This window comes from Mycobacterium sp. TY815 (assembly GCF_030755135.1).
Classification (GTDB): Bacteria; Actinomycetota; Actinomycetes; order Mycobacteriales; family Mycobacteriaceae; genus Mycobacterium.
The window spans coordinates 508,425-533,232 of sequence record NZ_JAUFRX010000003.1 but is presented as its reverse complement, the minus strand read 5'-3'; the positions used below and the strand labels follow the sequence as shown (position 1 = coordinate 533,232).

Genomic DNA, 24,808 nt, shown 5'->3' with positions numbered 1-24,808 from the left:
CAGGCGGTCCCTGCGGAGGGAGACCGGGCGGCACCGCTGGATTCGGCTGCCCAGGCCACGCCGGCGGGCTCGGCGCAGGCTCGGCAGGAAGCCAGGCGGCCTGAGTCGAGCCGTCTGCGGGATTGGGCGGGTTTTCCCACGGGTACGGGTCCGGCCTGTAGGTCACCGAACGACTCCTACCAGCAGTAACGTACTGCGCATCATTTCCCCCGGGTGTGGACGGCGCCGAGCGGCCGTCGTGTGAACTGCCTCTTAGCCTAAGGCGCACCTGCGGGTAAAAAACGCGCGAAAATTGAGCCGAAGCTCACGCGTGCTGGTTGGATACCGAGATCACTTCTCCGGTCAGATAACTCGAGTAGTCGCTGGCCAGGAATGCAATCGTGGCCGCCACTTCCCACGGTTCGGCCGCACGTCCGAACGCCTCCTGCGCCTCCAGCCGGTCCAGCAGCTCGGCCGAGGTCGTTTTGTCCAGGAACTTGTGCCGCGCCAAGCTGGGCGACACGGCATTGATCCGTACCCCGTACTCAGCGGCTTCGATTGCGCTGCAACGGGTCAGGGCCATCACGCCCGCTTTGGCCGCGGCATAGTGCGACTGCGAGTGCTGGGCGCGCCACCCGAGCACGCTGGCGTTGTTGACGATCACACCGCCGTGTGGCGCGTCCCGGAAGTACCGCAATGCCGCCCGGGTGGCCCGGAAAACGGACGTCAGCGACACGTCCAGCACCCGGTCCCACTCCTCGTCGGTCATGTCGGCCACCGGTGTCTGCCCGCCCAGTCCAGCATTGTTGACCAACACGTCCAACCGGCCGAGGCGCGCGGTGCACGACGAGATCAGCGCGTCAACCTGAGCGGTGGACGTCACGTCGCACACCACATGCTCCACCCGGCCCAGTCCCAGAGCCGACAACTCCGCGGCGGTCTCGCCCAGCCTGCGCTCGTGGTGATCGGAGATCAGCACATCGGCGCCTTCGGCCAGCGCACGGCGCGCGGTGGCCGAGCCGATGCCGGTGCCCGCAGCAGCGGTCACGACCACTACCTTGCCCTGCAGAAGCCCGTGTCCCGCAATCTCTTCCGGCACTTCGGACAAGCTCACCCCTTGACCTCCCTCGGCAGACCGAGCACCCGCTCGGCGATGATGTTGCGCTGAATCTCGTTGGACCCGCCATAGATGGTGTCCGCGCGGGTGAAGAGGTACAACCGCTGCCATTCGTCGAATTCGCCGTCGTCCAAAATCAGCCCCGGCTTGCCGATCACGTCCATGGCCAGCTCGCCGAGCGCACGATGCCAGTTGGCCCACAACAACTTCGACACGTTGTCCTGACCGGGTTGCTCAACGTCCATGGTGGCCAGCGCATAGGACCGCATGGCGCGCAACCCCGTCCAGGCCCGCGTCAGTCGTTCCCGGATGAAGGGGTCAGCGGTTGCGCCGGTGCGCTCGGCCAGCTTGGCCAGGTTGGAAAGTTCGCGGGCATAGACGATCTGCTGGCCCAGCGTCGAGACGCCGCGCTCGAAGGTCAGCGTCCCCATCGCGACCCGCCATCCGTCACCCGGCTGACCAACCACCAGCGAGGCCTCGGTCCGGGCGTCGTCGAAGAACACCTCGTTGAACTCGGCGGTACCGGTGATCTGGATGATCGGCCGCACCTGAACACCCGGTTGATCCAGTGGCACAAGCAGATACGACAGGCCGGCGTGACGCTTGGAGCCCTTCTCGGTGCGTGCGACCACGAAGCACCACTGGGACAGGTGGGCAAGCGAGGTCCACACCTTCTGGCCGTTGATCACCCACTGGTCGCCGTCCAGTTCAGCGGTGGTCGCGACGTTGGCCAGGTCGCTGCCGGCGCCGGGCTCTGAGTAACCCTGGCACCACAACTCGGTCACATCGAGGATTTTCGGCAGGAAGCGTTGCTGCTGCTCCGGGGTCCCGTACGCGATCAGCGTCGGCCCGAGCAACTCTTCACCGAAGTGGTTCACCTTGTCGGGGGCATTCGCGAGTGCGTATTCCTCGTAGAACGCGACCCGGTGTGCGGTCGAAAGCCCGCGGCCGCCATGCTCCACCGGCCAGCCCAGGCAGGTCAGTCCCGCCTTGGCCAGGTGCTGATTCCACGCCCGGCGTTCTTCGAACGCTTCGTGCTCGCGCCCCGGGCCACCCAGGCCCTTCAATGCCGCGAATTCGCCGACCAGATTGTCGGCCAGCCATTGGCGGACCTCCGCCCGGAACTCTTCGACGTCCTGCATAACCTGTAGGCTAACCTACCAAGCACTTGCTTTGTTAGCCCGGCAGGAAGGAGCGGCCATGTCCTGGGGGCAGTCCCCTGCAGGGCGGGGACCCGACCCGCTTGCCGGAGACGATCCCCGCACCATTCCCGCGGCGCTGGATCGTTTCGCGAGCGAACTTCCCGACCACGACGCGCTGATCACCGATGACCGCACCTTCACCGCCGCCGCGCTGCGCGACGAGGTACGCCGGGCGGCGGCCGCGCTCATCGCGTTCGGCGTGCAGCCGAAGGACCGGGTGGCCATCTGGTCGCCGAACACGTGGCACTGGGTGGTGGCATGCCTGGCCATCCATCACGCCGGTGCTGCCATGGTGCCTCTGAACACGCGCTACACCGCCGCCGAGGCATCCGACATCATCGCGCGGACCGAGGCACCGGTGCTGTTCGCGGCGGGGAGGTTCCTGGGTGCCGACCGGGCCGCGGACCTGGACCGCCAAGCGCTCCCCGCGTTGCGCCACATCGTGCGGATCCCGATCGACGAAAACGACGGCACCTGGGACGAGTTCATGGCCCGTGGTGGCGACGTCGCCGCGGTCCAGGCACGCGCGGCGGCGGTCGAGCCCGACGACGTCAGCGACATCCTGTTCACTTCCGGTACCACCGGCCGCAGCAAAGGGGTGCTGTGCGCGCACCGGCAGTCGCTCGCGGCTTCGGCCGCCTGGGCGGCCAACGGCAAGATCACCAGCGCCGACCGCTACCTCTGCATCAACCCGTTCTTCCACAACTTCGGCTACAAGGCCGGCATCCTGGCCTGCCTGCAGACCGGTGCGACGCTGATCCCGCAGCTGACCTTCGACCCGGTGCGCGCCCTGCAAGCCATTGAGCAGCACCGCATCACCGTCCTGCCCGGACCGCCCACCATCTACCAGACCCTGCTCGATCACCCGGCCCGCGGTGACTACGACCTGAGCTCACTGCGGTTCGCGGTCACCGGGGCGGCCACCGTGCCGGTGGTGCTGGTGGAACGCATGCAGTCCGAACTCGACATCGACATCGTGCTGACCGCCTACGGGCTGACCGAGGCCAACGGCATGGGCACGATGTGCCGCGCCGAGGACGACGCGGTGACCGTCGCCACCACCTGCGGACGCCCGTTCGCCGGATTCGAACTTCGCATCAAAGACGCCGAAGAGGGCGAAGCGGGCGAAGTGCTGCTGCGCGGGCCCAACGTCATGTTGGGCTACCTCGATGATCCCGAGGCCACAGCTGCGGCAATAGATCCCGACGGCTGGCTGCACACGGGCGACATCGGTGTGGTCGACGAGGCCGGTAACCTGCGCATCACCGACCGGCTCAAGGACATGTACATCTGCGGCGGCTTCAATGTCTACCCCGCCGAGATCGAACAGGTACTGGCCCGGATGGACGGCATCGCCGACGCGGCGGTGATCGGCGTGCCCGACCCTCGACTCGGTGAGGTCGGACGAGCGTTCGTGGTCGTCCGGCCCGGTGCCACCCTGGACGAAGCGGCGGTAATTGCCTACACCCGTGAACATCTGGCGAACTTCAAAGCACCGCGTTCGGTGCGGTTCGTCGACGCGTTGCCGCGCAATGCCGGCGGCAAGGTGGTCAAACCACAACTGCGAGAGTTGGCCTGAATTGGATCTCACACTGGACGAAGAAACGCTGGCCTTTCAGGCCGAGGTCCGCGAGTTTCTCGCGGCCAACCGCGAGCACATTCCGACGAAGTCCTACGACAACGCCGAAGGCTTTGCCCAGCATCGGGTTTGGGACAAGGTGCTGTTCGACGCCGGCCTGTCGGTGATCAACTGGCCGGAAAAGTACGGCGGTCGCGACGCGCCGCTGTTGCACTGGGTGGTCTTCGAGGAGGAGTACTTTCGCGCCGGAGCGCCCGGGCGGGCAAGCGCCAACGGCACTTCCATGTTGGGGCCCACGCTGTTCGCGCACGGCACCGAAGAACAGCTGGACCGGATTCTGCTGAAAATGGCTAGCGGCGAACAGATCTGGGCGCAGGCCTGGTCGGAGCCGGAATCCGGCAGCGATCTGGCATCGCTGCGGTCCACCGCCACCCGGACCGACGGCGGCTGGCTGCTCAACGGGCAGAAGATCTGGAGTTCGCGGGCGCCGTTCGCCGACATGGGCTTCGGGCTGTTCCGCTCGGATCCGTCCGCGCAGCGGCACAACGGGTTGACCTACTTCATGTTCGACCTGAAGGCCGAGGGCGTCACAGTGCGCCCCATCGTCCAGCTCGGCGGCGACACCGGCTTCGGCGAGATCTTCCTCGACGACGTGTTCGTGCCCGACCACGACGTCATCGGCGCTCCCAACGACGGCTGGCGCGCGGCCATGAGCACGTCGAGCAACGAACGCGGCATGTCGCTGCGCAGCCCGGCCCGATTCCTGGCCGCGGCCGAGCGACTGGTGCGGCTGTGGAAAGACAGCGGGTCACCGCCGGAGTTCGCCGAACGCGTGGCCGACGGCTGGATCAAGGCGCAGGCCTACCGCCTGCAGACCTTCGAGACCGTCACCCGTCTGGCCGGCGGCGGCGAGCTGGGGGCCGAATCGTCGGTGACGAAGGTGTTCTGGTCAGACCTTGACGTGGAGTTGCACCAGACCGCACTGGACATTCGCGGCGCCGACGGCGAACTCGCCGGGCCGTGGACCGAAGGACTCCTGTTTGCGCTCGGTGGCCCGATCTACGCCGGCACCAACGAGATTCAGCGCAACATCATCTCGGAACGACTGCTGGGCCTACCCAGGGAGAAGCGCTGATGGATTTCGCGATAGACGAACAACAGCGAGACTTCGCTGCCAGCATCGACGCCGCGCTGGGTGCCGCGGATCTCCCGGCGGCCGTGCGCGCCTGGGCTGCCGGTGACACCGCACCCGGCCGCAAGGTGTGGGAACAACTGGCCAACCTGGGCGTCACCGCGTTGATCGTGCCGGAGCGCTACGACGGTATCGATGCCTCGCCGGTCGATCTGATGGTCGCGATGGAGCGGCTCGGACACTGGTGCGTGCCGGGCCCGGTGACCGAATCCATCGCCGTGGCCCCGATTCTGCTGGCGGACGATCAGCGCAGCGCGGAGCTGGCCTCCGGCGACCTGATAGCGACTGTCGCGCTTCGGCCGCACGTGCCGCGTGCCGTCGACGCCGACGGCGCCGGACTGGTGCTGCTGGCGGATCAGGGCAGCGTCAACGAGTGCACAGCGAACCAGCGACACGACTCGGTGGATCCCAGCCGCCGGCTCTACGACGTCGCCGCCTCGGGCGATGCGTGGTCAGCGGATACCGAAAAGGCCTACGAATTGGGCGCGCTGGCCACCGCGGCCCAGTTGATCGGCGCGGCCGGGGCGCTGCTGGCCGGTAGCGTCGACTACGCCAAACAGCGCTCCCAGTTCGGCCGGGTGATCGGCTCGTATCAGGCGATCAAGCACAAGCTCGCGGACGTACACATCGCGGTCGAACTGGCCCGGCCGCTGGTGTACGGCGCGGCGCTGTCGCTGGAACCGCGCGACGTCAGTGCGGCCAAGGTCGCCGCGGGTGAGGCGGGACTGCTGGCGGCACGCTCGGCATTGCAGACCCACGGCGCCATCGGCTTCACCCAGGAGCACGACCTGTCGCTGCTGCTGTTGCGGGTGCAGGCACTGCGATCCGCCTGGGGTACAACGGAATCACATCGACGCCGAGTACTGGAGGCGCTGTCATGACTTCCTCTGAAGAACGGGAGATGCTGCGGGAAACCGTGGCGGCCCTGGTGGCCAAGCACGCAAGCCCGGCTGCGGTGCGCGCGGCGATCGAGTCGGATCGCGGCTACGACGAGTCGCTGTGGCGGCTGCTGTGCGAGCAGGTCGGCGCGGCGGCCCTGGTGGTCCCCGAGGAACTGGGCGGGGCGGGCGGCGAACTCGACGATGCGGCAACCGTTTTGCAGGAGCTCGGGCGCGCTCTGGTGCCCTCTCCCCTGCTGGGCACCACGTTGGCCGAACTGGCGTTGCTGGCCGGGACCGAACCCGACGCCGAGACGTTGGCAGCGCTCGCCGAGGGCAGCTCCATCGGGGCGCTGGTGCTCGACCCCGATTACGTGGTCAACGGCGACATCGCCGACGTCGTGGTCGCCGCCGACGAGGGACGGCTCACCCGGTGGACCCGGTTCAGCGCGCAACCGCTGGCGAGCATGGACCTCACCCGGCGGCTCGCCAGGCTCGAGCCCGAGGAAACCGAGCCGCTGGGCGACGACCCGGGCCTGGCCGACTTCGCGGCAATCCTGTTGGCCGCCGAGCAGATCGGCGCTGCGGAGCGTTGCCTCGACCTCACCGTCGAGTACGCCAAGAGCCGGGTGCAGTTCGGCCGGCCCATCGGCAGCTTCCAGGCGCTCAAGCACCGGATGGCCGACCTCTACGTCGTGGTCTCCGCCGCCCGCGCCGTCGTCGACGAAGCCTGCACCGCGCCCGGCCCCACCAACGCCGCCACCGCACGACTGGCGGCCACCGAAGCGCTCAACACCGTTGCAGCCGAAGCCATCCAGCTGCACGGCGGCATCGCGATCACCTGGGAGCACGACATGCATCTGTATTTCAAACGGGCGCATGGCAGTACCCAATTGCTCGCGTCGCCGCGAGAGCTGCTGGACCGACTAGAATCCGAAGTACTCTCGACACCGTGAACGATCATGTCGCCCAACGGGCCGGCATCCCACCGTTCTATGTGATGGACGTGTGGCTGGCGGCCGCCGAGCGTCAGCGCACCCACGGTGACCTGGTGAACCTGTCGGCCGGCCAACCCAGCGTGGGCGCCCCGGAACCGGTGCGGGCCGCAGCCGCGGCCGCATTGCATCTCAACCAGTTGGGCTACACGGTGGCGCTGGGCATACCGGAGCTGCGGGCGGCGATCGCCGCGGATTACCAGCGCCTGCACGGCATCTCCGTGGAACCCGATGCGGTTGTGATCACCACCGGTTCCTCAGGCGGTTTTCTGCTCGCGTTTCTGGCGTGCTTCGACGTCGGCGACCGCGTCGCGATGGCCAGCCCCGGTTATCCCTGTTACCGAAACATCCTGTCGGCGTTGGGATGTGAGGTGGTGGAGATACCGTGTGGGCCGGAATCGCGGTTTCAGCCCACCGTGCAGCTGCTGGCGGAACTCGATCCCCCCGTCAAGGGTGTCATCGTCGCCAGTCCGGCCAATCCGACCGGCACGGTGATCCCCCCTGAAGAACTGGCCGCGATCGCCTCGTGGTGCGACGACTCGGGGGTGCGGCTGATCAGTGACGAGGTGTACCACGGCCTGGTCTACGACGGTGCGCCGCCGACCAGTTGCGCGTGGCAGACATCGCGAAACGCGTTGATCGTCAACAGCTTTTCCAAATACTTCGCGATGACCGGGTGGCGGCTCGGGTGGCTGGTGGTACCGACGGAGCTGCGCCGCGCGGTGGACTGTCTCACCGGGAATTTCACGATCTGTCCGCCGGTGCTGTCGCAGATCGCCGCGGTATCGGCGTTCAGCCCCGAGTCGATCGCGGAGGCCGAGGCCAACCTGCAGCACTACTCCGTCAACCGCTCGATGCTGCTGGACGGTCTGCGCCGGATCGGTGTCGACCGGCTGGCGCCCACCGACGGAGCGTTCTACGTCTACGCCGACGTCTCCGACTTCACCACCGACTCGTTGACGTTCTGCTCGAAGCTGCTGAAGGAAACCGGGGTTGCGATCGCACCGGGCATCGATTTCGACCCGGCACGCGGGAGTTCCTTCGTCCGGCTGTCCTTCGCCGGTCCGACGAGCGATATCGAGGCGGCGCTACGCCGGATCGGTTCCTGGCTGCCGGGCCAGTAGCGCGTCCACCCGCGCCTGAAGGCCGCCGGGATCGGGTACCTCGATCCCGAACCGCGTGCGCACGGTGTCCACCACCGCGGCCCCGTCCTCCAGCAGGATTTTTTCGCTGCCGTCAGTCCGGTGGATCGTCAGGGTGCGCCCCGCCAGGTTCACGCGGGCATCATCGGTGACTGCGGCCACCATCAGACCGGTCACGAAGTGCGACGACGGGTGCGTGGAGACGTACCAGCTTCCCACCGTCAGATCGATCGGCGGGCGGGTCTGGGTGGTGAACTCGTACAACGCCTGCCACTGGCCGCGGACTTCGGCCTGCAGGACCATCCCGTCGCCGCGGTCTTCGAGCCGGAACCGTTCATGTGCCGTCTGCTGCACGCCGCCGGTTGCCAGGCGCAGCGGCGACGTTGGCGTCTGGCCGCCGAAACCGACATCGACCAGGTACGGTCCCGCGCAGCCGGGAAAGCTCACCGCGAGCAGGGTGTGTGTCTGGGCCGGCACCGGCGCGTCCGGCGGACTCATCCACACCACGCGTCCGCCGAGCCGGCGCACCTGAAAGCCGAGTTCGGCCAGCACATAGCCCATCAGGCCGTTCTGCTCGTAGCAGTAACCGCCGCGGCGCCGGTGAACGAGCTTGTCGGTCAACGCATCTGCGCTCAGATCGTCGACCGGCACGCCCATGAAGGGGTCGAGGTTCTCGAACGGGATGGTGCGGGTGTGGGCGGTGACCAGCGCCTGCAGCACGTCGAAAGTCGGCTCGGCCGCACCCTCGTAGCCGACCCGGTCGAAGTATGCGCTCACATCCACTGCCATGAAGCCATTCTGGCCTGAACCGCGACCACGTAGGTTCAGGTTCGCTACTGTTGACCTCGCGAAACAACCATCGCGCGGAGGGGAAGCGTCGAATACATGCCTGAAGAAACCGACGGCGCGCCAGTTTCAGGCGGCCTCGCCGACGAGCTGACCGCCGCTGGCTTCGAGGACGCACGGCAGGTGGGCCGCGGCGGCGCAGGCGTGATCTACCGCTGCTACGAGACGGCCCTCGGGCGACACGTCGCGGTCAAGGTCCTGCCGTCGCACTTCGACCAGGAGAGCAGGGAGCGGTTTCTGCGCGAGGGTTACGCGATGGGCGGGCTCTCCGGACATCCGAACATCGTGCACATCCTGCGGGTCGGGATGACGGTGAGCAATCGGCCATACATCGTGATGCCCTATCACGCCGCTGATTCCCTCGCGGTCCGGCTGCGTCAGGAGGGGCCGGTGCCCTGGCCGGAGGCGCTGCGCATCGGGGTGAAGCTCTGCGGGGCACTGGAAACCGCACACCGCAACGGCACCCTGCACCGCGACATCAAGCCCGCGAACGTACTGATCAATGATTACGGCGAGCCCCAGCTGAGCGACTTCGGCATCGCCCACATCGAAGGCGGATACGAGACGGCGACCGGGTTCTTCTCCGGCACCATCGACTACACCGCCCCGGAAGTCATGACCGGCAATCCGGCCACGGTGGCCGCGGACATCTACTCGCTGGGCGCCACCATCTATGCGCTGATCGCCGGCAACGCCGCGCACGAACGACGCAAAGGCGAGGACCTGATCGCGCAGTACCTGCGGATCAGCTCCACCGGCATCCCGGACATGCGGCCCGACGGCATCCCCGATGCGGTGTGCTCAGCGATCGAGCACGCGATGTCGGTGGACCCGGAGCAGCGGCCGGCATCGGCGGAGGCCTTCGGACGGGAACTGCAGGCCGCCCAGCGCGCCAGCGGGTTGAAGCCCGACTCGATGGCGATCACCAGCGTGGGGGACAACACCGGGCGCACGTCGGTCGCGGCGCCGGGTGTCTCGGTCACTCCCCCGGCGGCCACGGGAATGACGCGGGAGATCCCGCCCCCGGGACGGGACGAAGGCCCCACGTCCGCGATCAGCCGGTCGATCCCCCCGCCGGCTTCGGATCCCGCCATCACGAGCAACCCGGCCGAGGCCGCGCGGATCCTGCGCGACGCGCACGGCACCCACACTCAGGCGATGGTGACGCCGACCCCGACCACACCCCCCACCAAACCCGCCAACCGCAAGAATCTGCTGCTGATCGGCGCGGCGGTGCTGGTGGTGCTGCTGTTGGTCGCCGGCGGCGTCTTCCTCGCGGTGTCGGGCGACGACAAGAAGACCAGCGCCTCGAGCCAGTCGCGGACCCAGGCACCGGTCCAGTGGAAGGCGATCACCAATGCGCGCATCGCGCGCGACGCAGCGGCGACCACGCAATCGGACGGCACCATATGGATTTTCGGCGGCGTCGGCAGCGACGGCAACGTCACCGGACGTCACGAAGGGTACGACCCGGCCATCGACGAATGGAAGGGCGGCGACGACCTGCCCGCTCCCGTTCAGCGCGCCATGGCGGTGACCTGGCAGGGCAACCCGGTCGTGCTCGGCGGCTGGAAGACGACCGGCGCCAAACCCGTTGCCACTGACCAGGTTTGGCGAGTGGTGAACAGCCATTGGGTCGAGCTGCCGCACCTGCTGCAACCCCGCGCAGCCGCGGCCGCGGCGGTAATCGGCGACCGGATCGTCGTCACCGGCGGAGTGGACGCCAGTGGCGCGCTGCTGAACACGACCGAGATCTTCGACGGCAATTCCTGGTCGCTGGGCGCTCCGCTGCCTACGCCGCGCCAGATGCTTGCCGCCGCCACCAACGGCAAGCTGATGTACGTGGTCGGCGGCTCCAGCGGGAGCACCGACTCGGCCGCCGTCGAGGCCTACGACCCGGACGCGAAGACGTGGTCGACGTTGCCGCCGCTCCCGCGGCCGCGCAGCGATCTCGGTGTCGCGATCGCCGACGGACGATTGGTGGCGGTCGGTGGTCTGTCCGGGGGCGAGGTCCTCAAAAGTGTGTCGGTGTTCGACTTGATGGCCAAGACCTGGGACGGGTTGCCGGACATGGCGACCGCGCGGCACGGAATGGCGGTCGCCGCCGTGGAGAAGACGGTGTATGCGATCGGCGGCGCCACCGGGCCGGGCGATCAGCAGGTGGTGTCCGCGGCCGAGGCGCTCACCCTGCCGGCACGCAAGACGCAGCCCGCCGCGCAATGGCGCACGCTGCCGGACGCGAAGAGTCCGCGGCTGATGATGGCGTGGACGGTGCAGGGCGACAAGATCTGGCTGATCAGCGGCTTGTACAACGGATCGGTTCTGACCACGGTCGAAAGTTATGACCCGCGCAGCGGGGTCTGGGAGACCGGGCCACCCCTGCCCATACCGCTGCACCACGCGGCGGCGGCCACGTACCGCAACGAGGTCGTGGTGCTCGGCGGTGCGAGCGACAATATCGCCGATGCCTCCAACAGGGTCTTCGCGTTGCGGGGCGGTAGCTGGGTCGAGTTGCCGAGCCTGACCCACGCCCGGGCCGCACCGGCGGCCGCGGTGGTCGGCGACAAGCTCGTGGTCGTGGGCGGACAGAACGCCAAGCAACTGGTGCAGCAGACCGAGGTGTTCGACGGCACGTCGTGGAAGGACGCGGCCAAGATGCCGACCCCGCGCGAGCACCTCGCGGCGGTGTCCGACGGCACCTACGTCTACACCGTGGGCGGCCGGTTCCTGTCGGCCGACAAGAACTCGGCGGCGTTCGAGCGGTACGACCCGCAAGCGGACGCCTGGACGAAATTGGTCGACATGCCGACCCCGCGCGGAAGTTACGGCGCCACGTTCATCGACGGCCGCGTGGTCGCGGTCGGCGGTGAGGAGCCGACACAGGTGCTGGCCGTGGTGGAGGCGTATGACATCGCCGACGGCAAATGGTCGACGTTGCCGCCGATGCCGACGGCGCGCCACGGCGAGGCGGTGGCGACCGTCGGCCACACGATCTACGTGATCGGCGGGGCCAACCGGCCGTCACATGAGGGCGGCACGGCGACGGTGGAGGCACTGGACTTCATGTAGCACTGCTCAGGGCTTGTTTTATTTCTGTGGAATATGGGGATCCGCTCCAGACGGCCCTCCGGACGGCCACGGCACAACAGCAAACCGCCCTAGCAATGGAGCTCACCATGAGTACCAGCAATATCGTCCTGATCGTGGTTGCCGCACTGGTGATTATCGCGGTGATCGTCGCACTGATCGTCGTGTCCACCAAGGCAAAACGGCGTCGCCAGATCCAGCAGGCCGAGGAGATCCGCGAACAGGCCAGAGTGGAGTCTGCCCGCGTCGAGCGTAGGGAAGCGCTGGCCGAGGAAACGGCGGCGCGGGCCCGCGCCGCGCAGGCCGAGGCGGAGGCCAAGGCCGCCGAAGCAAAACGTCTGCAGGACCGCGCGGCCGCCCATCAGAGTGAGGCCGCGACGTCGCGCGAGCAGCTCGATGAGCAATGGAAGCGCGCCGACACCATCGACCCGAACACCCGGCTCGAGCGCGCCGAACAGTCCCAGGCCCAGGACGCGGTCGTCACCCGCGAAGGTTCCTACGACGACACCGACCATTACCGCGGGGCGCGCACCTAGCCTCTCCGGCACCGGGCCGTCAGCCGGAACGGGAGTTTTCCGCAGCTCCCGTTCGGCTGGCGGCCCGAAAGCTGTTTGTACCGGGGGCGCCCTGGTGGATCCGCCCCCTTAGCGCCCCGGCGGCGGCCCGGGGTTCAGCGGGCCGACCGGGTCAGCGCCGGCGTGACTGCCCGTCTTCGGCCCGATGTCGGAGACCTGCCAATGGTCGCCCACCTTGTTGACGGTGACCTGCAACAAGATCACCGATACCCGCGACTTCGGGTTCTGCAGGTTGCGGGTCGTCTGTGCGGCCGACACCACCACCTGATACACCTGCCCGGGCTGGGCTACCGCGTCGGTGGCGAGCACTTCACCCGTCGAGGTGACCTGCGCCTGCGTCATGATGCCCTTGAGCAGATCGGTGGCGTTGACGTACTTGTCCTTCAGCGTCTGTGACACACCGTCTTCTACCGAACGGAAGAAGGCGTCGGGGTCCTCGAAGGTGTAGGTCAGCGACTTCAGCGCGTAATCCTTGGCAAGCTTGGCCGCGGCGTCGCGGTCGGAGTCGGCCTGACGCACGGCGGCCAGTTCACCGGCCACGGTCCGGTACTTGTCGAATCCGAACCAGCCACCCGCGAGAGCCGCGATCACAGCCAGCGCGAGCACCCAGAACCGCTTGGTGCGCAACCGGTTCGGTGGATCAGACTCAGCGGCCCCGGTGTCCTGGCTGGCCCCGGTGTCCTCGGTGGCCTCGGTGTCCTGGCTGGCCTCGGTGGCCTTCGTGGCCTCCGTGGTCTCCGTGGTCTCGTCTTCGTCGATCAACGTGTTGCTCATCGGTTTCCTTCCGGGACGCTCACCTGCACGCGGACTCCGCCTGCATCGCTGAAAGTCGACTCCCACACGTCGACGAAGTGCCCCGCATCGACCTTGAAGCCCCGTAACGGTGCGGTCGCCGGTTCCAAAGCCGCCGCAAAGGTACTCAGCGGCCCCGACAACATGTCGAGATATTGCTTGAGGTTGGCGACCAGGGTGGGAACGGGGGCGCCGGGGGCGAACACGCCGTCGGCGCTGTGGGCATACGTGTCGACCTCGCGAGTCAGCTTGGCCAGCGCCAAGATTGAGCTCGGCAGCAGTCTGCCGCTGCGACTGAGCACGCCACCGACGTCCTGGTCGCTGATGTCGGTGGTCAGTGTGGCCAGGTTGCCGAAGAGCGTGGCGAGTATCTGCTTGTTGTCGCGTTCGATCTTGGCTGCCCCGGCCGCGGTGGTGGCCAGTGAGTCGATGGCGGCGTCGTTGCCGGCGAACACCTGCGAAACGGTACCGACAATATTGTTGACGTGCGTCGGGTTGAGCACCGAGAGCAGCGCATTGGCCTTGTTGAGCAGGTCGCTCACCGTGACCGCGGAAGCCACCCGTTCGGCGGGGATCACGGTGCCGTCGCTGAAATAGGGCGGGGCAAGGTGTTTCGGGGTGAAGTCGATGTACTGCTCGCCGACCAGCGACAGGTTCTGGATGCTGATCGCGCTGTCGGCGGGAATCGGATGCCCCTGGTCGAGGTCGATCGACACCTTCAATCCACTTGCGGTGGTGCGGATCCCGGTCACTTTGCCAACCCGGATGCCGCGCATCGTCACCTGCGAGGTCGGCATCAACCCACCGGAATTGTCGAGCAGCAGCGTCAGCCGGGTGCGCTGGGCGGTCGGCTCCGCCTTGAGCACTCCGAATGTCAGATATCCCGCGCCCAGCAGCGTCGCGACCGCGAGAATCACCACGGTGACGGCGGCATTGAATTTCATGGCAGCATCCCCATCGTCCGCATTGCGGCTATCGCCTCGTCCGCCCTCGCACCGGGGCTGACCGACACGCTCAGTCGCGGACCACCGTTGCTGTAGAACGGGATCAGCTTGTCGCGGATCAGCGCGACCATCTTGTCGGCCATCGCCGGCAGCGACGTGTCGGCCGACGCGATCGTCCGTACCGTCGGCGTGATGTAGGACAGCATCTGCAGGAAGTCGGGTGTGTTCGGTACCAGCAACTCGCCGCCGTAGCGGCCCAGATCCTGCGCGCACACCAGCAGTTGGACGATGCTCGGCAGCACCGCCGACATCGCCCGCAGACGCACCGGCCCCTCGTTGATCAAGCGGTCGAAAGCACCGGTTTCGGCCAGCAGGTCATTGCTGACACGCTCTGTGCTGCCCAGGATTTCGTCGATCTTGTCCTCGTTGGCGGCCAGGTCGCGCAGCATTCCGGACAGCTTCTGACGCATCCGGTCCAGCTCGGCCGGGTCCTTGGAAAATGCTTTGTTGAAGTTGACGACTGATTCTTCCAACGTGTTCAGCGACCCGCCCGACACCAGAGTCGACACCGAGCGCAGGATGTCCTCGACGTTGTCGGACGGCACGGTGTTGCGCAGCGGTATGGTGTCGCCGTTATGCAGGTGACCTGGCGCCGGGGTCTCAGCCGGCAACAACGCGATGTAGATGTCCCCCAACACTGTCGCCTGCCGCAACTCCGCCCGCGTGTTCTGGGGCAGTTTGACGCTGTTGTCGACGTCGACGTAGGCGACCGCCGTGCTGCCTACCAATTGGACGCGGTCCAGCACACCCACCTGGACACCACCGAGGTCCACTTTGGCGCGCGCCGGAAGATTCAGCACACTCGAGAATTCGATCTTGACGGTGTACTTACCGGCCGGCACGTACGCTCCGGGCACCGGTAGCCGGGCCGGATCGAGCGAACAACCCGAGAGCAGGCACGCCAGCGCCAGCGACAACGCGGCAAGCCAACGCCTGGTCATGACGCCGCCCCGAGCAGGAGGTCGGTCATCCCCAGGGTGACCGAATCAGAGTTCGCACCGGGTGCGCACGCGTCCTCGGCGCCCGGCACATTGCGCTGCCGCAGCACGCTGCAGATCGTGCTGGCCTGCGACGGCGACATCGCCACCTGCGGTGGTAGGTAGGTGACACGGTGCGATCCCCAGGCCGGCTGATACTGCGACGCAACCCAATTGGTGACCGGCGGCAACGCGTTGATGAAACCCACGATCTGGGGGGTGTATGCGGTCAGGACATCCCTGAGCCACGGGATCAGCTTGTCGCCGATGTTGTTGTACGCCCTGGGCCCGAACCGGTTCAGCGCGTCGACCAGCAAGGGTAAGGAGTGCGCGAGATGCGCGAGCGCCGAACCGAACCCGTTGGACAGGCCCTCGATCATGCGCAGGCTCTCCGGCAGGGTCTGCAACACGGTGGTGAAGGTATCCCAGTGCGCGAGCAGGTCGGAGGTCAAAACCTCGCTGTTGGACAGCAGTTGCCGGTACTCGGCATCGGCATGGTCGGGGTCCCCCACCAGGGCGACGAGATTGCGCAACGTCTGGTTGGTCTGTGGGCCGGTGCCCTCCAGCGAACGGCTCAATGCCGCCAGGCTCTGATTGATCGCTTGGGCACCAGGCGCTTTCGCCGGATCCGGCCCATCTCCCAGGATGGTGCCCGCGAGTTTGTCGACGGCGGAGAAGGTTTGACTGACGCTGATCGGCGTCTTGGTGGATTCCAGCCTGATGCACTGGGCACCAGAAAACTTCGGGCCACCGGCGTAGGGCTTGGTGAGCTCGACGTGCCGGTCGGCGACAATCGACTGCGAGTAGGTGAGCGCCCCCACATCGGCCGGCAATTCGAGATCACCCGGCACGGTGAAGTCCACCTGGACGTAGTCGGGCTTGTTGGCGATCGCTGTCACCGAACCCACGTCGATGCCCAGCAACTGCACCTTGTTACCGGGGTAAAGCCCTACCGCATCGCTGAATTCGGCGCACAGCGCCCTCGTTTCCGGCGCCATCGCTTTGGCACCGGTGACCGCGGCGGCCACGATCCCGACGACCACGGCGAACAAGGCGGCACCGATCCAGGTGGATTTCTTGTTCATGTCAGCACTGCTTCACCATGTTGGGCAGACAGACCGGGGCCTGCACCACCCGGTTGCTCTGGTCTACGACGACGCCGTGTCCCTGCAGCATCGGCAGCATCACATTGACGATCTGGGAAAGGCCCTCGCTGGCCTTGCCGACCCGCTCCGGGTGCGCCACCAGTGCGGTGATGATGTCGTCGATGCCGTTGATCGACGGCGCCAACTCGCGGTTGTAGAACACCATGACCCGGTCGATGATGCGGGTCAACTCGCCGAGGAGCGTGAAGAATTCGACGATGTCGACCGACTTGGTGGTGTAGCGCTGCCCGACCAATGCGAACTGCTCGATCAGGGCGGTGAGTTGCTCACGTCCCGAAGCGAAGGCGCTCGCCGCATCGTTGACGAAATCCAGTCCACGGTGGAAATCACCACTCATTTTGCTCAAGGATCCGGTCAACTCATTGGCAGACTGCAGGATCTCGCGCAGCGCATCGGGGTACTTGTTGGTCGCGTTGGCGAGTTCGGTGAACGTGTCATGGATGACCTGTCCGTTGACATCCCGCAGAAACGGGGTCACGGCCTGGATGATGTCGTTGCCCTCGAACGGCGTCTTGACCCGCTGCGGCGGAATGACGTTGTGGCCCAATGGCGTACTGCCCTGGGGATCGAGGGCCAGGTAATGACCGCCCAGTGGCGTCAACAACCGGATGTCCAGTGTCGAATCGCGTCCGACCACCACCTCGCGATCGACGTCGAATGTCATCTCCACCAGCGTCCGGCTCAACCGGACCGCGGTCACCTTGCCCACCGGGACACCGGCGATACGGACCTCATCACCGACGCGCACCCCGCCCGACGTCCCCGCGTGCGCCGTGTAGCCGGCCTGCCCTGCCGGATTGACGTACGCCAGCCCGGTGGTGACCAGGGCAACCACGATCGCGAACACACCCACGATGCCCAGCCGGCGGTTGCGCACAGCTTCACCGCGATCGTCGAGAACCCGGCGTCTACGGATGCCTATCATCGGCACACCACCAGATCCTGTTGCGCGAAGGACACTTCGCCGATGCCCGGCAGCCGCACCTCGCCGTTGGAACAGGCGAACGCTGGGCGCTCGTCGTCGACCAGGGAGTCGCGCAGCCCCTGAATGAGCGTGGGGGTCAGGGACAGCCCGGCGATCACGGTGGGTGTCTGCGGGAATAGTCGGGTAGCCAATCCGTACAGCGGCGACGTCGACCCGTCGAAACCGCGTTCAGCGGTCTGCAAGACCCGGACCAGGCTGCGCAACATCGGCAACTCGATGTCGATCGAGGTGCGGAACTGCTCAGCCTTGGACGTGAAAGTGGCCAGCGCGCCGTTGAGCGCGTTGATGAGTTCGAACAGCTGCTGCGACTTGCCGCCGAGATCGTGCGACAGGTCGCTGAGGTTGTGCAGTAGCAGGGTGATGACGGCCTGCCGATTGACGGCGTACTTGGAGATGGCGTCGAGATCACGGAGCACCGGCCCGATTCCGGTGTCGTCGCCCTGGATGAGCCGTAGCAGATTCTCACCGAACTGATTGAGCTGTGCCGCATCCAGCGTCTGGAACACCGGACGGAAACCGTTGAAGAGTTTGGTGATGTCGAACGAAGGTACCGTCTGCCCCACCGGGATGGCTGCGCCGTTGGGCAGTCGCTGCCCGGCCCGTTCAGCTGAGGAGGACGTCTGCACCAACTCCACGTAGCGCTGACCCAGCAGGTTCTGATAACGCACGGCCGCAATGGTGTTGCGGTACAACGGGTGTTCGTTGAGCGCACTGAATTGCACTCGGGCAGTGCGCCCTTCGAGCGTGATCTGCTCCACCTTGCCGACCTGCACTCCGGAGATGCGGACGTCGTTGCCGACGTCCAGGCCGGAGACGTCGGTGAACGTCGCCGAATAGTGCGAGACCGCACCGTTGACCGGACTGCGCAGCGCGGTGAGCAGCAGCACCGCGCACACGGTGGCGACCGCGGTGAACACCGTCAGCCAGAACACCGGCCTGGCCAGCTTCCTCATCGGTGCGGCCCCCCGTCCAGGGAGACTTCAGTACGCAGCCGGACCTGGCCGTCGACCACTGTCAGCGCACCGTCCGCGCGATCGACCAGGCTGAAGAGCCGGTCATAGGCGGGTGCCAGGCTTCCGGCGGCGAACGACGCCGGTATGCCGACATTCATGATCGCGTTGACCAACTGGATGATCCAGGTGTTGTTCTCCCCGGCCAGCCGGCCGACATCGACCAGCAGTTGCCCGGTCTGCCCGAAGACCAGGTTGGTGCGCTCGACACCACCGGGACCCACCAGCGGAGTCAGCCCGTCCACCAGGTTGGTGCTCAGCCCGACCAGCGGAATCGCGTCACCCAAGCCGGTCACGAACGATGCCAGCACCGAAAGCGACTGGGCGACAGGCATGGTGTCGGTGTCGGCGATGATCTTCGCCAGATCCGATCCGGCCCTGGCCAGCGGCTCGACGACGTCGGCGTGCCGGCGCAGCACCTCGATGACATGGTCGAATTCGGGGTTATCGAAACTGCGGCTCAGCTTCAGGCCCTGACGCAACAGCCCGGTGATCGATGCTGCCTGCACGTCGGCACTCATCACCAGGGTCTGGTTCGACCGCAGCGCAGGACCGTTGCCGTCGCTGACGAGTTCGACCGCGGCCGTGCCGAATACGTTCGACGAGGTGAACCTGGCTTTGGTATCGGTGGTCAGCGCCGCGGCCTGGTGCGGGTCGAGTACCACCGTCATCCGCTGCCGGTTGTAGCCGACCGACTCCAGCTCCTTCACCGAGCCGATGGCCAGGCCGTGGAACTTGACCTCGGCGCCGGGCGCCAGGCCCTCGCCGATCGTGTTGGCGATCACCGTGAGCTTGAAGGTGTCGTCGTAGGTGCCCTGGGCGGTCTGGTAGAGCACCGTGCCCACCAGGGTCAACACCCCGGCGACCACCAGGCCCCGGATTCTCAGGGTGGCTACGGTCGCGCGTCGCGCGACCAGATCTCGAATCATCATGTGCTACCCCGACAACCGCAGGCCCGGATTGTTGCCCCAGAACACCAACGTCAGCACCATGTCGGCGACGACCACCGAGATCAGGCTGGCCCGGATCGCGCGGCCCGAGGCCTGGCCGACTCCCTCCGGCCCCCCGGCCGCGTAATAGCCCTCGTAGCAATGGATTGCCACGATCAACAGCACGAAGATGGCGGCCTTGACCACCGAGAGCAGCACATCGGACGGTTGGATGAAGGCGTCGAAGTAGTGATAGTAGGTGCCCGACGACTGGTGGTGCACCACATTCACCACCAGTGAGCAGAACACGTAACTCAGCACCAGCGACATCAGGTAGAGCGGGACGATGGTGATGATGCCCGCGATCACGCGGGGAGTCACCACGTAGGGGATCGACGAAATACCCTGCACCTCAAGGGCATCGATTTCCTCGGAGATCCGCATGGAGCCGATCTCGGCGGTCATCCGGGTGCCCGCCTGGGCACCGAATCCGATCGCCGCGATCATCGGAGCCATCTCGCGGGTGTTGGCGTAGGCGGAGATGAAGCCGGTCAGCGGGCCCATGCCGACCATGTCCAGCGCGGCATAGCCCTCGATGCCGACCGACGCGCCGATCGCGGCGCCCATGAACACCAGCACGCCAACCGTCCCGCCGCCGACGATCAAAGATCCGTTGCCCCAGATCATGTCGACGAGGATGGCACCGGTGTGACGCCGGTACCGGGTCACGGTCCGCGGTATCGCGCCAAGCGCCAGGATCAGGAAGCTGGCCTGATGCCCCAACCGCTCGAAGAGCGACAGGCCCCGATAGGCCACGCTCAACGGCACGCGCAGCGCCAGGCCAATCCCGCCCGGGCGGTAACTGGACGGCTTTGCCACATACCCTGCCATCAGCCCACCTTCGTCGGCATCAGCGTGGTGACCAGCTCGGTGATCACCAGGTTGAGCAGGAAGACCGAGACCACACCCAGCACGACGGAGGCGTTCACCGCGTCAGCTACCCCGCGCGGGCCACCCCTGGCCTCCAGCCCGCGCTGGCAGGAGATGAGCGTGACGATCACACCGAAGAGCCAGGTTTTCAGCAGCGCCACCACCAGATCGCCTGTGGTGGCGAATGATCCGAACGACGCGATGTAGCTGCCGGGGGTGCCGGACTGGAAGGCCACATTGATCACGTAGCCGGCCGACAGCCCCATGAAGATGATGAAGACGCACAGGAACGGCGCGACCAGGATCATCGCCGCCAGCCGCGGGGTGACCAGGCGCTGCACCGGGTCGATGCCCATCACGCGCAGCGCGTCGACCTCGTCCCGGATGCTGCGCGCGCCCAAATCGGTGGTGACGGCGGCGCCGGCCGCACCCCCCAGCAGGAGAGCGGCGACGATCGGCGCAGCCTGCCGGATGACGCCGAGGCCGCCGGCCGCTCCGGAGATCGACGTCGCACCGACCTGCTGGATGACGCTGCCCACCTGGACCGCGACGATGACTCCGAACGGGATGGAGATCAGCAGCGCGGGGATCGCGGTGACGCTGACGATGAAGGCGGCCTGGTGCAGCGTGTCCCGCCACGGGTGACGTAGCCGGAACAGATCCGCGATGAGATAGACCGCGGACTGCACCGACAATTCGAAGAAGCGTCCCAGCGTCTGCAGCGATCCGTCGGCCTTGCGCGCAATTCGGCGCCCACTGCGGACGACCCGCGAAGTGCTGCGTCGAGGCAGGGCGGGCGGGGCGGACGCGACGGACGGAGCTGGTGCCTCGATGACCGGATTCACCGTGCCGTGCCCTCCCGCGCGCCGAGCGCAGCCGCGTAGACAGACGAAAAAGACATGACGGTTCCCCGGGAGCAGATGAAGGGTTGACAGCCAACTGACGTTGTTGGTGGTTTCGCACACTACACAGCGACCGTTATGAAAGCGAGGCCTGAACGTTATTTTCTTCAGACCCTGCAAATGGGGTGTCTACGCGTTTGACAAGGGGCGCTGAATTCAGATGTAAAGTTCATTTACGCGCGGACGATCCGTCGCTCATAAACGGCGGCGCGTCAAGCCTGAAAAGATTTCCGACCAATTTCCGGGGAACCGTGGTATACCGGCCGCCGCGGGTTTAGGCTGCGCTACATTTACCGACCCAAGACATTGGAGGTTGCCGTAATGGTGGCATCGCCCTCCCGAACGGCCGCACAACCCGCCGCATCTCTCGCCTCACCCGCCGATGCACTCCGCGCCGAGTATGACGTGGTGATTCTCGGCTCCGGCTACGGCGGCGCCATCACCGCCGCCCGACTCGGGGTGGCCAATGCCCGGGCGGGCGGCAAGCTCAGCATCGCGGTCCTGGAGCGTGGCGCCGAGCATCCGACCGGCACCTTCCCGGAAACCGAGAAGGCGGCGGCAGCCGAGTTGCGTTCATCGCTGAACCCGCTGGGACTGATCGAACTCGAACGTTTCAAGACCATCGACGTCATCCACGCGAACGGCCTGGGTGGCACCTCACTGATCAACTTCAACGTGGCGATCGTGCCGGACCGTGAAGTGTTCCAAGCATCGTGGCCGAAGGAGTTTCAGCGGCTGGTCGAGCAGGAACGGGAGGGAGTCGGCGGGCTCGAAGAGTATTACGGCCGGGCCCGGCGCATGCTCGGCGCCGTGCCGTATGCCGAGAACGTGCCGCTGCGGCGGGTGGATGCCTTCACCCAGATCGCCAAGAACGCCGGGGCCCAGCTTCAGCTGCTCAACCTCACCGTCAGCACCGAGGATCGCGTCACCAGATACGGAGTGCAGCGCCGGCGCTGCCCCAACCACGGCGGCGACGGCACGGGCGACAACACCGGGTCGAAGAACACCCTGATGACCAACTACCTGCCCATGGCCGCCCACTTCGGCGTCGAGTTGTTCGCCGGTATCGAGGCACAACACGTCGAACCGACCGACGACGGCCGGTGGCGCGTGGTCACCCGTCGCACCGACGGCAAGAACGGCAAGGCCACGGCCGTCATCGCCCGGCACGTCGTGGTGTCCGCGGGGACCATCGGGTCCAACGGGATCATGCTGCGCTCGGGCAAGGCCGGGCTGCAGCTGTCCACCCGGCTGGGCAAGAACTTCAGCGGCAACGGTGACAACTTCGGCATCGCCTACAACACCGACATGCAGACCGACACCCAGACCTGGGCCACCACCGATGGGCCACCGCGCTCGCTGCTGGCCTGCGGGCCCAGCATCACCGCCGCGATGCGCTTCGGCGTCGACCAGTCCGACCTGCGTAAACGGTTCACCGTGCAGGATCTTTCGTTGCCCCGCGCGCTGATCGACAGCTTCCGGTTCGGGCTGATGGGATTGGCAGCGACCAGCTACCGCGACTACCGCATGGCCAAGCTCGACCGCTGGCGCCGCGACATCACGTTCAACACAGACGGGGCAATGAACCACTCGCTCGGCTTCCTGATCATGGTTCACGACAATTCCGACGGCGAGCTGGTGCTCCGCAAGAACGGCACCGTCAAGGTCGACTGGCCCGGCGCCCCGACCGAGCTCGTCTACAAGGACGTGGACGACGTCATGCGGCCGGCCGTAGAAGCCATCGGCGGCACTTACATCAAGAATCCGCGCTGGGACAAGCGGTTCCTGGGCAAGCACCTGATCACCGCCCATCCGATGGGGGGTTGCACCACCGCGGACAACGTCGACGCCGGCGTTGTCGACCACGCCGGGCGGGTGTTCCGGCCGGACGGCGGCACCTACGACGGGCTTTACGTGTGCGACGCGTCGGTGATCCCGCGCGCCATCGGGGTCAACCCGTTCCTGACCATTTCGATGTTCGCCGAGCGGGTGGCCGAGCTGATGCGTGAAGACCTCGGCCTGCCCGGCTACGACCCCGACATCGAGGGCGACGACCGCGCCTGAGCAGCCCGGACGCCAAAAGCCGGCCGGGGAGGTCGTGACCTCCCCGGCCGGCTTTGTTGTTTGGCCGTCAGGCGCGCAGCGCGAAGAAGCCGATCATCTCGTAGTGGTCGCGCGGCAGGCGGAACAGGATCTTGCCCAGGTAGGTGCCCGGCACCACCTCGACCAGCTCGTCCCGGATGCTGCGGATGATGACGTAAGGGTTCTCCTTGACGTCGGCGTAGTCGATGACCATGACCTGCACGTCCGGGTCCAGCTTGCCGGCGTCCTGATACGTCTTGAAATCGAAGGCGAGCTTGCCGTCGGCGGCGTCCTTCATCTTGTAGAGCGGCCACAGCAGCTTCGACGGCAGCTTCGAACTGGAGGTCATCCGGTTGTCACCGGTGCCGGCCGTCAGGTCGAACCGCTTACCCTGCCACGGCATCCACAGGTTGGTGACGAAGCGGGCGGCGGCGTCGACGAGCGGATTGGTGGTGGTCATCACCAGGATGCCGTCCGTGGGCCCGTCGAGGTCGCCCGGCGGTGTTCCCTTGCGGAAGATCGCGTCCAGCTGCGCGGCCGCGCCTGCGCTGTCTGACTTCGCTTGTTCTTTCAGATCGACGATCCACTGCCAGGCCTCGTCTGCCGCCTCCCGGTTTCGCAGTTCAGATACCCGGGATTCGGCTGCTTCGATTGACATTTCATAACCCTTATCTCTGACGGGACCCACAGGTCGTCTGGCGGAGCGCAATGGCCCAGATGTTAACCCCGCCACAGCAGAATTGGAACATATTTCATAAAAAGACATATTTGTCGAAAGTGAAACTTTTTTGTCGCGAAAGTAGAACTATTTGTCGCGAAAGGCGTTTTGCGCGGCCAGTGTAAAGCTGATCGACAAACGCCGATCAAAGCCAGGTGTCGTCCGTGGTTGTCGTCAAAAATGCTTCCAGATCGTCGCGCCACTGGGCCGGTGTCGTCTTGTCCGGCTCAATTCCGGTATAGGAGCCCCGATAGAACAGCAATGGGCGCGGTTTGACCGCGGGCACTTCAGAGAGGGAGTTGACAGCGCCGAACACCACGAAGTGATCGCCGCCGTCGTGCACCGACGCCACCGTGCAGTCGATGTAGGCCAGCGACCCCTCGATGATGGGCGAACCGAGTTCCGAAGGGCGCCAATCGATTCCAGCGAACTTGTCGGGTTCCCTGGATCCGAAACGGGCCGAGACGTGCTTTTGCGCCTCGGTGAGCACGTTGACGCAGAAACGGCCGCTGGCCTCGATGGCCTGCCAGGACCGCGAGACCTTGGTGGGGCAGAACAACACCAGGGGCGGATCCAGCGACAGCGCGGCGAACGACTGGCATGCGAAGCCGATCGGCACGTCGTCGTGCACCGTCGTGATGATGGTGATCCCGGTGCAGAACTGACCCAGCACGGTGCGGAATGCGCGCGGGTCAATCGGCGCAGCAGTCATTCCTCGAGG

22 protein-coding genes are annotated in these 24,808 nt (G+C 66.4%); 8 read left to right on the top strand and 14 right to left on the bottom strand.

The window, feature by feature from the left end; genetic code table 11:
* Window positions 1-304 precede the first annotated feature (304 nt).
* Together ipdF and ipdE1 are read right to left on the bottom strand one after the other, a co-directional pair.
* Window positions 305-1,093 carry a (5R,7aS)-5-hydroxy-7a-methyl-1-oxo-2,3,5,6,7,7a-hexahydro-1H-indene-carboxyl-CoA reductase gene (ipdF, locus tag QXK92_RS28320; protein WP_306247353.1) on the bottom strand — a complete coding sequence of 263 codons (789 nt, stop codon included), beginning with the start codon at window positions 1,091-1,093 and terminating at the stop codon, window positions 305-307.
* Window positions 1,090-2,238, bottom strand: coding sequence for an acyl-CoA dehydrogenase IpdE1 (ipdE1, locus tag QXK92_RS28315; protein WP_306247351.1), 1,149 nt, complete (start codon window positions 2,236-2,238; stop codon window positions 1,090-1,092). The genes ipdF and ipdE1 overlap by 4 nt, the downstream gene beginning before the upstream one ends.
* A gap of 58 nt (window positions 2,239-2,296) precedes the next feature.
* Here ipdE1 and fadD3 point away from each other — a divergent pair, with 58 nt between their 5' ends.
* The 5 genes from fadD3 to QXK92_RS28290 are packed head-to-tail and all read left to right on the top strand — an operon-like array spanning window position 2,297 to window position 8,066.
* Window positions 2,297-3,877, top strand: a complete 1,581-nt coding sequence (gene fadD3, locus QXK92_RS28310; protein WP_306247349.1) for a 3-((3aS,4S,7aS)-7a-methyl-1,5-dioxo-octahydro-1H-inden-4-yl)propanoate--CoA ligase FadD3 — start codon at window positions 2,297-2,299, stop codon at window positions 3,875-3,877.
* A gap of 1 nt (window position 3,878) precedes the next feature.
* The gene (locus QXK92_RS28305; RefSeq protein ID WP_306247347.1) at window positions 3,879-5,012 is read left to right on the top strand and encodes an acyl-CoA dehydrogenase family protein; all 1,134 of its coding nucleotides are present in this window, start codon (window positions 3,879-3,881) and stop codon (window positions 5,010-5,012) included.
* Window positions 5,012-5,950 (top strand): acyl-CoA dehydrogenase family protein, encoded by a 939-nt coding sequence (locus QXK92_RS28300; RefSeq protein ID WP_306247345.1) that lies wholly within the window; start codon window positions 5,012-5,014, stop codon window positions 5,948-5,950. Before QXK92_RS28305 ends, QXK92_RS28300 begins: the two co-directional genes overlap by 1 nt.
* The gene (locus QXK92_RS28295; protein ID WP_306247343.1) at window positions 5,947-6,903 is read left to right on the top strand and encodes an acyl-CoA dehydrogenase family protein; all 957 of its coding nucleotides are present in this window, start codon (window positions 5,947-5,949) and stop codon (window positions 6,901-6,903) included. Before QXK92_RS28300 ends, QXK92_RS28295 begins: the two co-directional genes overlap by 4 nt.
* Window positions 6,900-8,066, top strand: a complete 1,167-nt coding sequence (locus QXK92_RS28290) for a pyridoxal phosphate-dependent aminotransferase (protein ID WP_306247341.1) — start codon at window positions 6,900-6,902, stop codon at window positions 8,064-8,066. The genes QXK92_RS28295 and QXK92_RS28290 overlap by 4 nt, the downstream gene beginning before the upstream one ends.
* On the opposite strand, the gene QXK92_RS28285 is transcribed toward QXK92_RS28290, so the two are convergent.
* Window positions 8,031-8,873: an arylamine N-acetyltransferase gene (locus QXK92_RS28285; protein WP_306247339.1), complete on the bottom strand. Its 843-nt coding sequence runs from the start codon at window positions 8,871-8,873 to the stop codon at window positions 8,031-8,033. The two genes, QXK92_RS28290 and QXK92_RS28285, sit on opposite strands and share 36 nt — an antisense overlap.
* 96 nt (window positions 8,874-8,969) lie before the next feature.
* On the opposite strand from QXK92_RS28285, the gene QXK92_RS28280 reads away from it, so the two are divergent.
* On the top strand, window positions 8,970-11,999 hold the full coding sequence (locus tag QXK92_RS28280; protein WP_306247337.1) for a serine/threonine-protein kinase: 3,030 nt from the start codon (window positions 8,970-8,972) through the stop codon (window positions 11,997-11,999).
* A 107-nt stretch (window positions 12,000-12,106) separates the two neighbouring features.
* Window positions 12,107-12,553, top strand: a complete 447-nt coding sequence (locus QXK92_RS28275; protein ID WP_306247335.1) for a hypothetical protein — start codon at window positions 12,107-12,109, stop codon at window positions 12,551-12,553.
* 108 nt (window positions 12,554-12,661) lie between these two features.
* Here the strand turns inward: QXK92_RS28275 and QXK92_RS28270 are convergent, their stop codons facing one another.
* From QXK92_RS28270 to QXK92_RS28230, 9 genes are read right to left on the bottom strand one after another with little or no spacing between them, the layout of a single operon-like run.
* Complete coding sequence (locus QXK92_RS28270) at window positions 12,662-13,366, bottom strand: hypothetical protein (protein ID WP_306247333.1); 705 nt, start codon at window positions 13,364-13,366, stop codon at window positions 12,662-12,664.
* The gene (locus tag QXK92_RS28265; protein ID WP_306247331.1) at window positions 13,363-14,328 is read right to left on the bottom strand and encodes an MlaD family protein; all 966 of its coding nucleotides are present in this window, start codon (window positions 14,326-14,328) and stop codon (window positions 13,363-13,365) included. The genes QXK92_RS28270 and QXK92_RS28265 overlap by 4 nt, the downstream gene beginning before the upstream one ends.
* Entirely contained in the window at window positions 14,325-15,329 is a 1,005-nt protein-coding gene (locus QXK92_RS28260) for an MlaD family protein (RefSeq protein WP_306247329.1), read from the bottom strand. The genes QXK92_RS28265 and QXK92_RS28260 overlap by 4 nt, the downstream gene beginning before the upstream one ends.
* Window positions 15,326-16,450: an MlaD family protein gene (locus QXK92_RS28255; protein ID WP_306247327.1), complete on the bottom strand. Its 1,125-nt coding sequence runs from the start codon at window positions 16,448-16,450 to the stop codon at window positions 15,326-15,328. The genes QXK92_RS28260 and QXK92_RS28255 overlap by 4 nt, the downstream gene beginning before the upstream one ends.
* A 1-nt stretch (window position 16,451) precedes the next feature.
* The gene (locus QXK92_RS28250; RefSeq protein ID WP_306247326.1) at window positions 16,452-17,408 is read right to left on the bottom strand and encodes an MlaD family protein; all 957 of its coding nucleotides are present in this window, start codon (window positions 17,406-17,408) and stop codon (window positions 16,452-16,454) included.
* Window positions 17,409-17,452: 44 nt separating this feature from the next.
* A complete protein-coding gene (locus tag QXK92_RS28245; protein ID WP_306247324.1) occupies window positions 17,453-18,469 on the bottom strand; it encodes an MlaD family protein in 1,017 nt (338 codons plus the stop codon).
* On the bottom strand, window positions 18,466-19,455 hold the full coding sequence (locus QXK92_RS28240) for an MlaD family protein (RefSeq protein WP_306247322.1): 990 nt from the start codon (window positions 19,453-19,455) through the stop codon (window positions 18,466-18,468). The genes QXK92_RS28245 and QXK92_RS28240 overlap by 4 nt, the downstream gene beginning before the upstream one ends.
* Before the next feature lie 6 nt (window positions 19,456-19,461).
* Entirely contained in the window at window positions 19,462-20,334 is an 873-nt protein-coding gene (locus QXK92_RS28235; RefSeq protein ID WP_371934332.1) for an MlaE family ABC transporter permease, read from the bottom strand.
* Window positions 20,335-20,345: 11 nt separating this feature from the next.
* Window positions 20,346-21,230 carry an MlaE family ABC transporter permease gene (locus tag QXK92_RS28230; protein ID WP_371934316.1) on the bottom strand — a complete coding sequence of 295 codons (885 nt, stop codon included), beginning with the start codon at window positions 21,228-21,230 and terminating at the stop codon, window positions 20,346-20,348.
* Between the two features lie 378 nt (window positions 21,231-21,608).
* Here QXK92_RS28230 and QXK92_RS28225 point away from each other — a divergent pair, with 378 nt between their 5' ends.
* On the top strand, window positions 21,609-23,351 hold the full coding sequence (locus tag QXK92_RS28225) for a GMC oxidoreductase (RefSeq protein ID WP_306247320.1): 1,743 nt from the start codon (window positions 21,609-21,611) through the stop codon (window positions 23,349-23,351).
* Window positions 23,352-23,418: 67 nt separating this feature from the next.
* Here QXK92_RS28225 and QXK92_RS28220 read toward each other — a convergent pair whose 3' ends face one another.
* The gene (locus QXK92_RS28220) at window positions 23,419-24,027 is read right to left on the bottom strand and encodes a hypothetical protein (protein ID WP_306247319.1); all 609 of its coding nucleotides are present in this window, start codon (window positions 24,025-24,027) and stop codon (window positions 23,419-23,421) included.
* Between the two features lie 205 nt (window positions 24,028-24,232).
* Window positions 24,233-24,799 carry a 3-hydroxy-9,10-secoandrosta-1,3,5(10)-triene-9,17-dione monooxygenase reductase subunit gene (gene hsaB / locus QXK92_RS28215; protein WP_306247317.1) on the bottom strand — a complete coding sequence of 189 codons (567 nt, stop codon included), beginning with the start codon at window positions 24,797-24,799 and terminating at the stop codon, window positions 24,233-24,235.
* Window positions 24,800-24,808 lie beyond the last annotated feature (9 nt).

Excerpts from the sequence above, each read along its gene's own strand:
- hsaB (WP_306247317.1), bottom strand. The coding sequence starts at position 24,799 with ATGACTGCTGCGCCGATTGACCCGCGCGCATTCCGCACCGTGCTGGGT.
- QXK92_RS28255 (WP_306247327.1), bottom strand. The coding sequence starts at position 16,450 with ATGAACAAGAAATCCACCTGGATCGGTGCCGCCTTGTTCGCCGTGGTC.
- QXK92_RS28240 (WP_306247322.1), bottom strand. The coding sequence starts at position 19,455 with ATGATTCGAGATCTGGTCGCGCGACGCGCGACCGTAGCCACCCTGAGA.
- QXK92_RS28265 (WP_306247331.1), bottom strand. The coding sequence starts at position 14,328 with ATGAAATTCAATGCCGCCGTCACCGTGGTGATTCTCGCGGTCGCGACG.
- QXK92_RS28225 (WP_306247320.1), top strand. The coding sequence starts at position 21,609 with ATGGTGGCATCGCCCTCCCGAACGGCCGCACAACCCGCCGCATCTCTC.
- QXK92_RS28220 (WP_306247319.1), bottom strand. The coding sequence starts at position 24,027 with ATGTCAATCGAAGCAGCCGAATCCCGGGTATCTGAACTGCGAAACCGG.
- QXK92_RS28275 (WP_306247335.1), top strand. The coding sequence starts at position 12,107 with ATGAGTACCAGCAATATCGTCCTGATCGTGGTTGCCGCACTGGTGATT.
- ipdE1 (WP_306247351.1), bottom strand. The coding sequence starts at position 2,238 with ATGCAGGACGTCGAAGAGTTCCGGGCGGAGGTCCGCCAATGGCTGGCC.
- QXK92_RS28245 (WP_306247324.1), bottom strand. The coding sequence starts at position 18,469 with ATGAGGAAGCTGGCCAGGCCGGTGTTCTGGCTGACGGTGTTCACCGCG.
- QXK92_RS28285 (WP_306247339.1), bottom strand. The coding sequence starts at position 8,873 with ATGGCAGTGGATGTGAGCGCATACTTCGACCGGGTCGGCTACGAGGGT.
- fadD3 (WP_306247349.1), top strand. The coding sequence starts at position 2,297 with ATGTCCTGGGGGCAGTCCCCTGCAGGGCGGGGACCCGACCCGCTTGCC.
- QXK92_RS28280 (WP_306247337.1), top strand. The coding sequence starts at position 8,970 with ATGCCTGAAGAAACCGACGGCGCGCCAGTTTCAGGCGGCCTCGCCGAC.
- QXK92_RS28270 (WP_306247333.1), bottom strand. The coding sequence starts at position 13,366 with ATGAGCAACACGTTGATCGACGAAGACGAGACCACGGAGACCACGGAG.
- QXK92_RS28295 (WP_306247343.1), top strand. The coding sequence starts at position 5,947 with ATGACTTCCTCTGAAGAACGGGAGATGCTGCGGGAAACCGTGGCGGCC.
- QXK92_RS28300 (WP_306247345.1), top strand. The coding sequence starts at position 5,012 with ATGGATTTCGCGATAGACGAACAACAGCGAGACTTCGCTGCCAGCATC.
- QXK92_RS28260 (WP_306247329.1), bottom strand. The coding sequence starts at position 15,329 with ATGACCAGGCGTTGGCTTGCCGCGTTGTCGCTGGCGCTGGCGTGCCTG.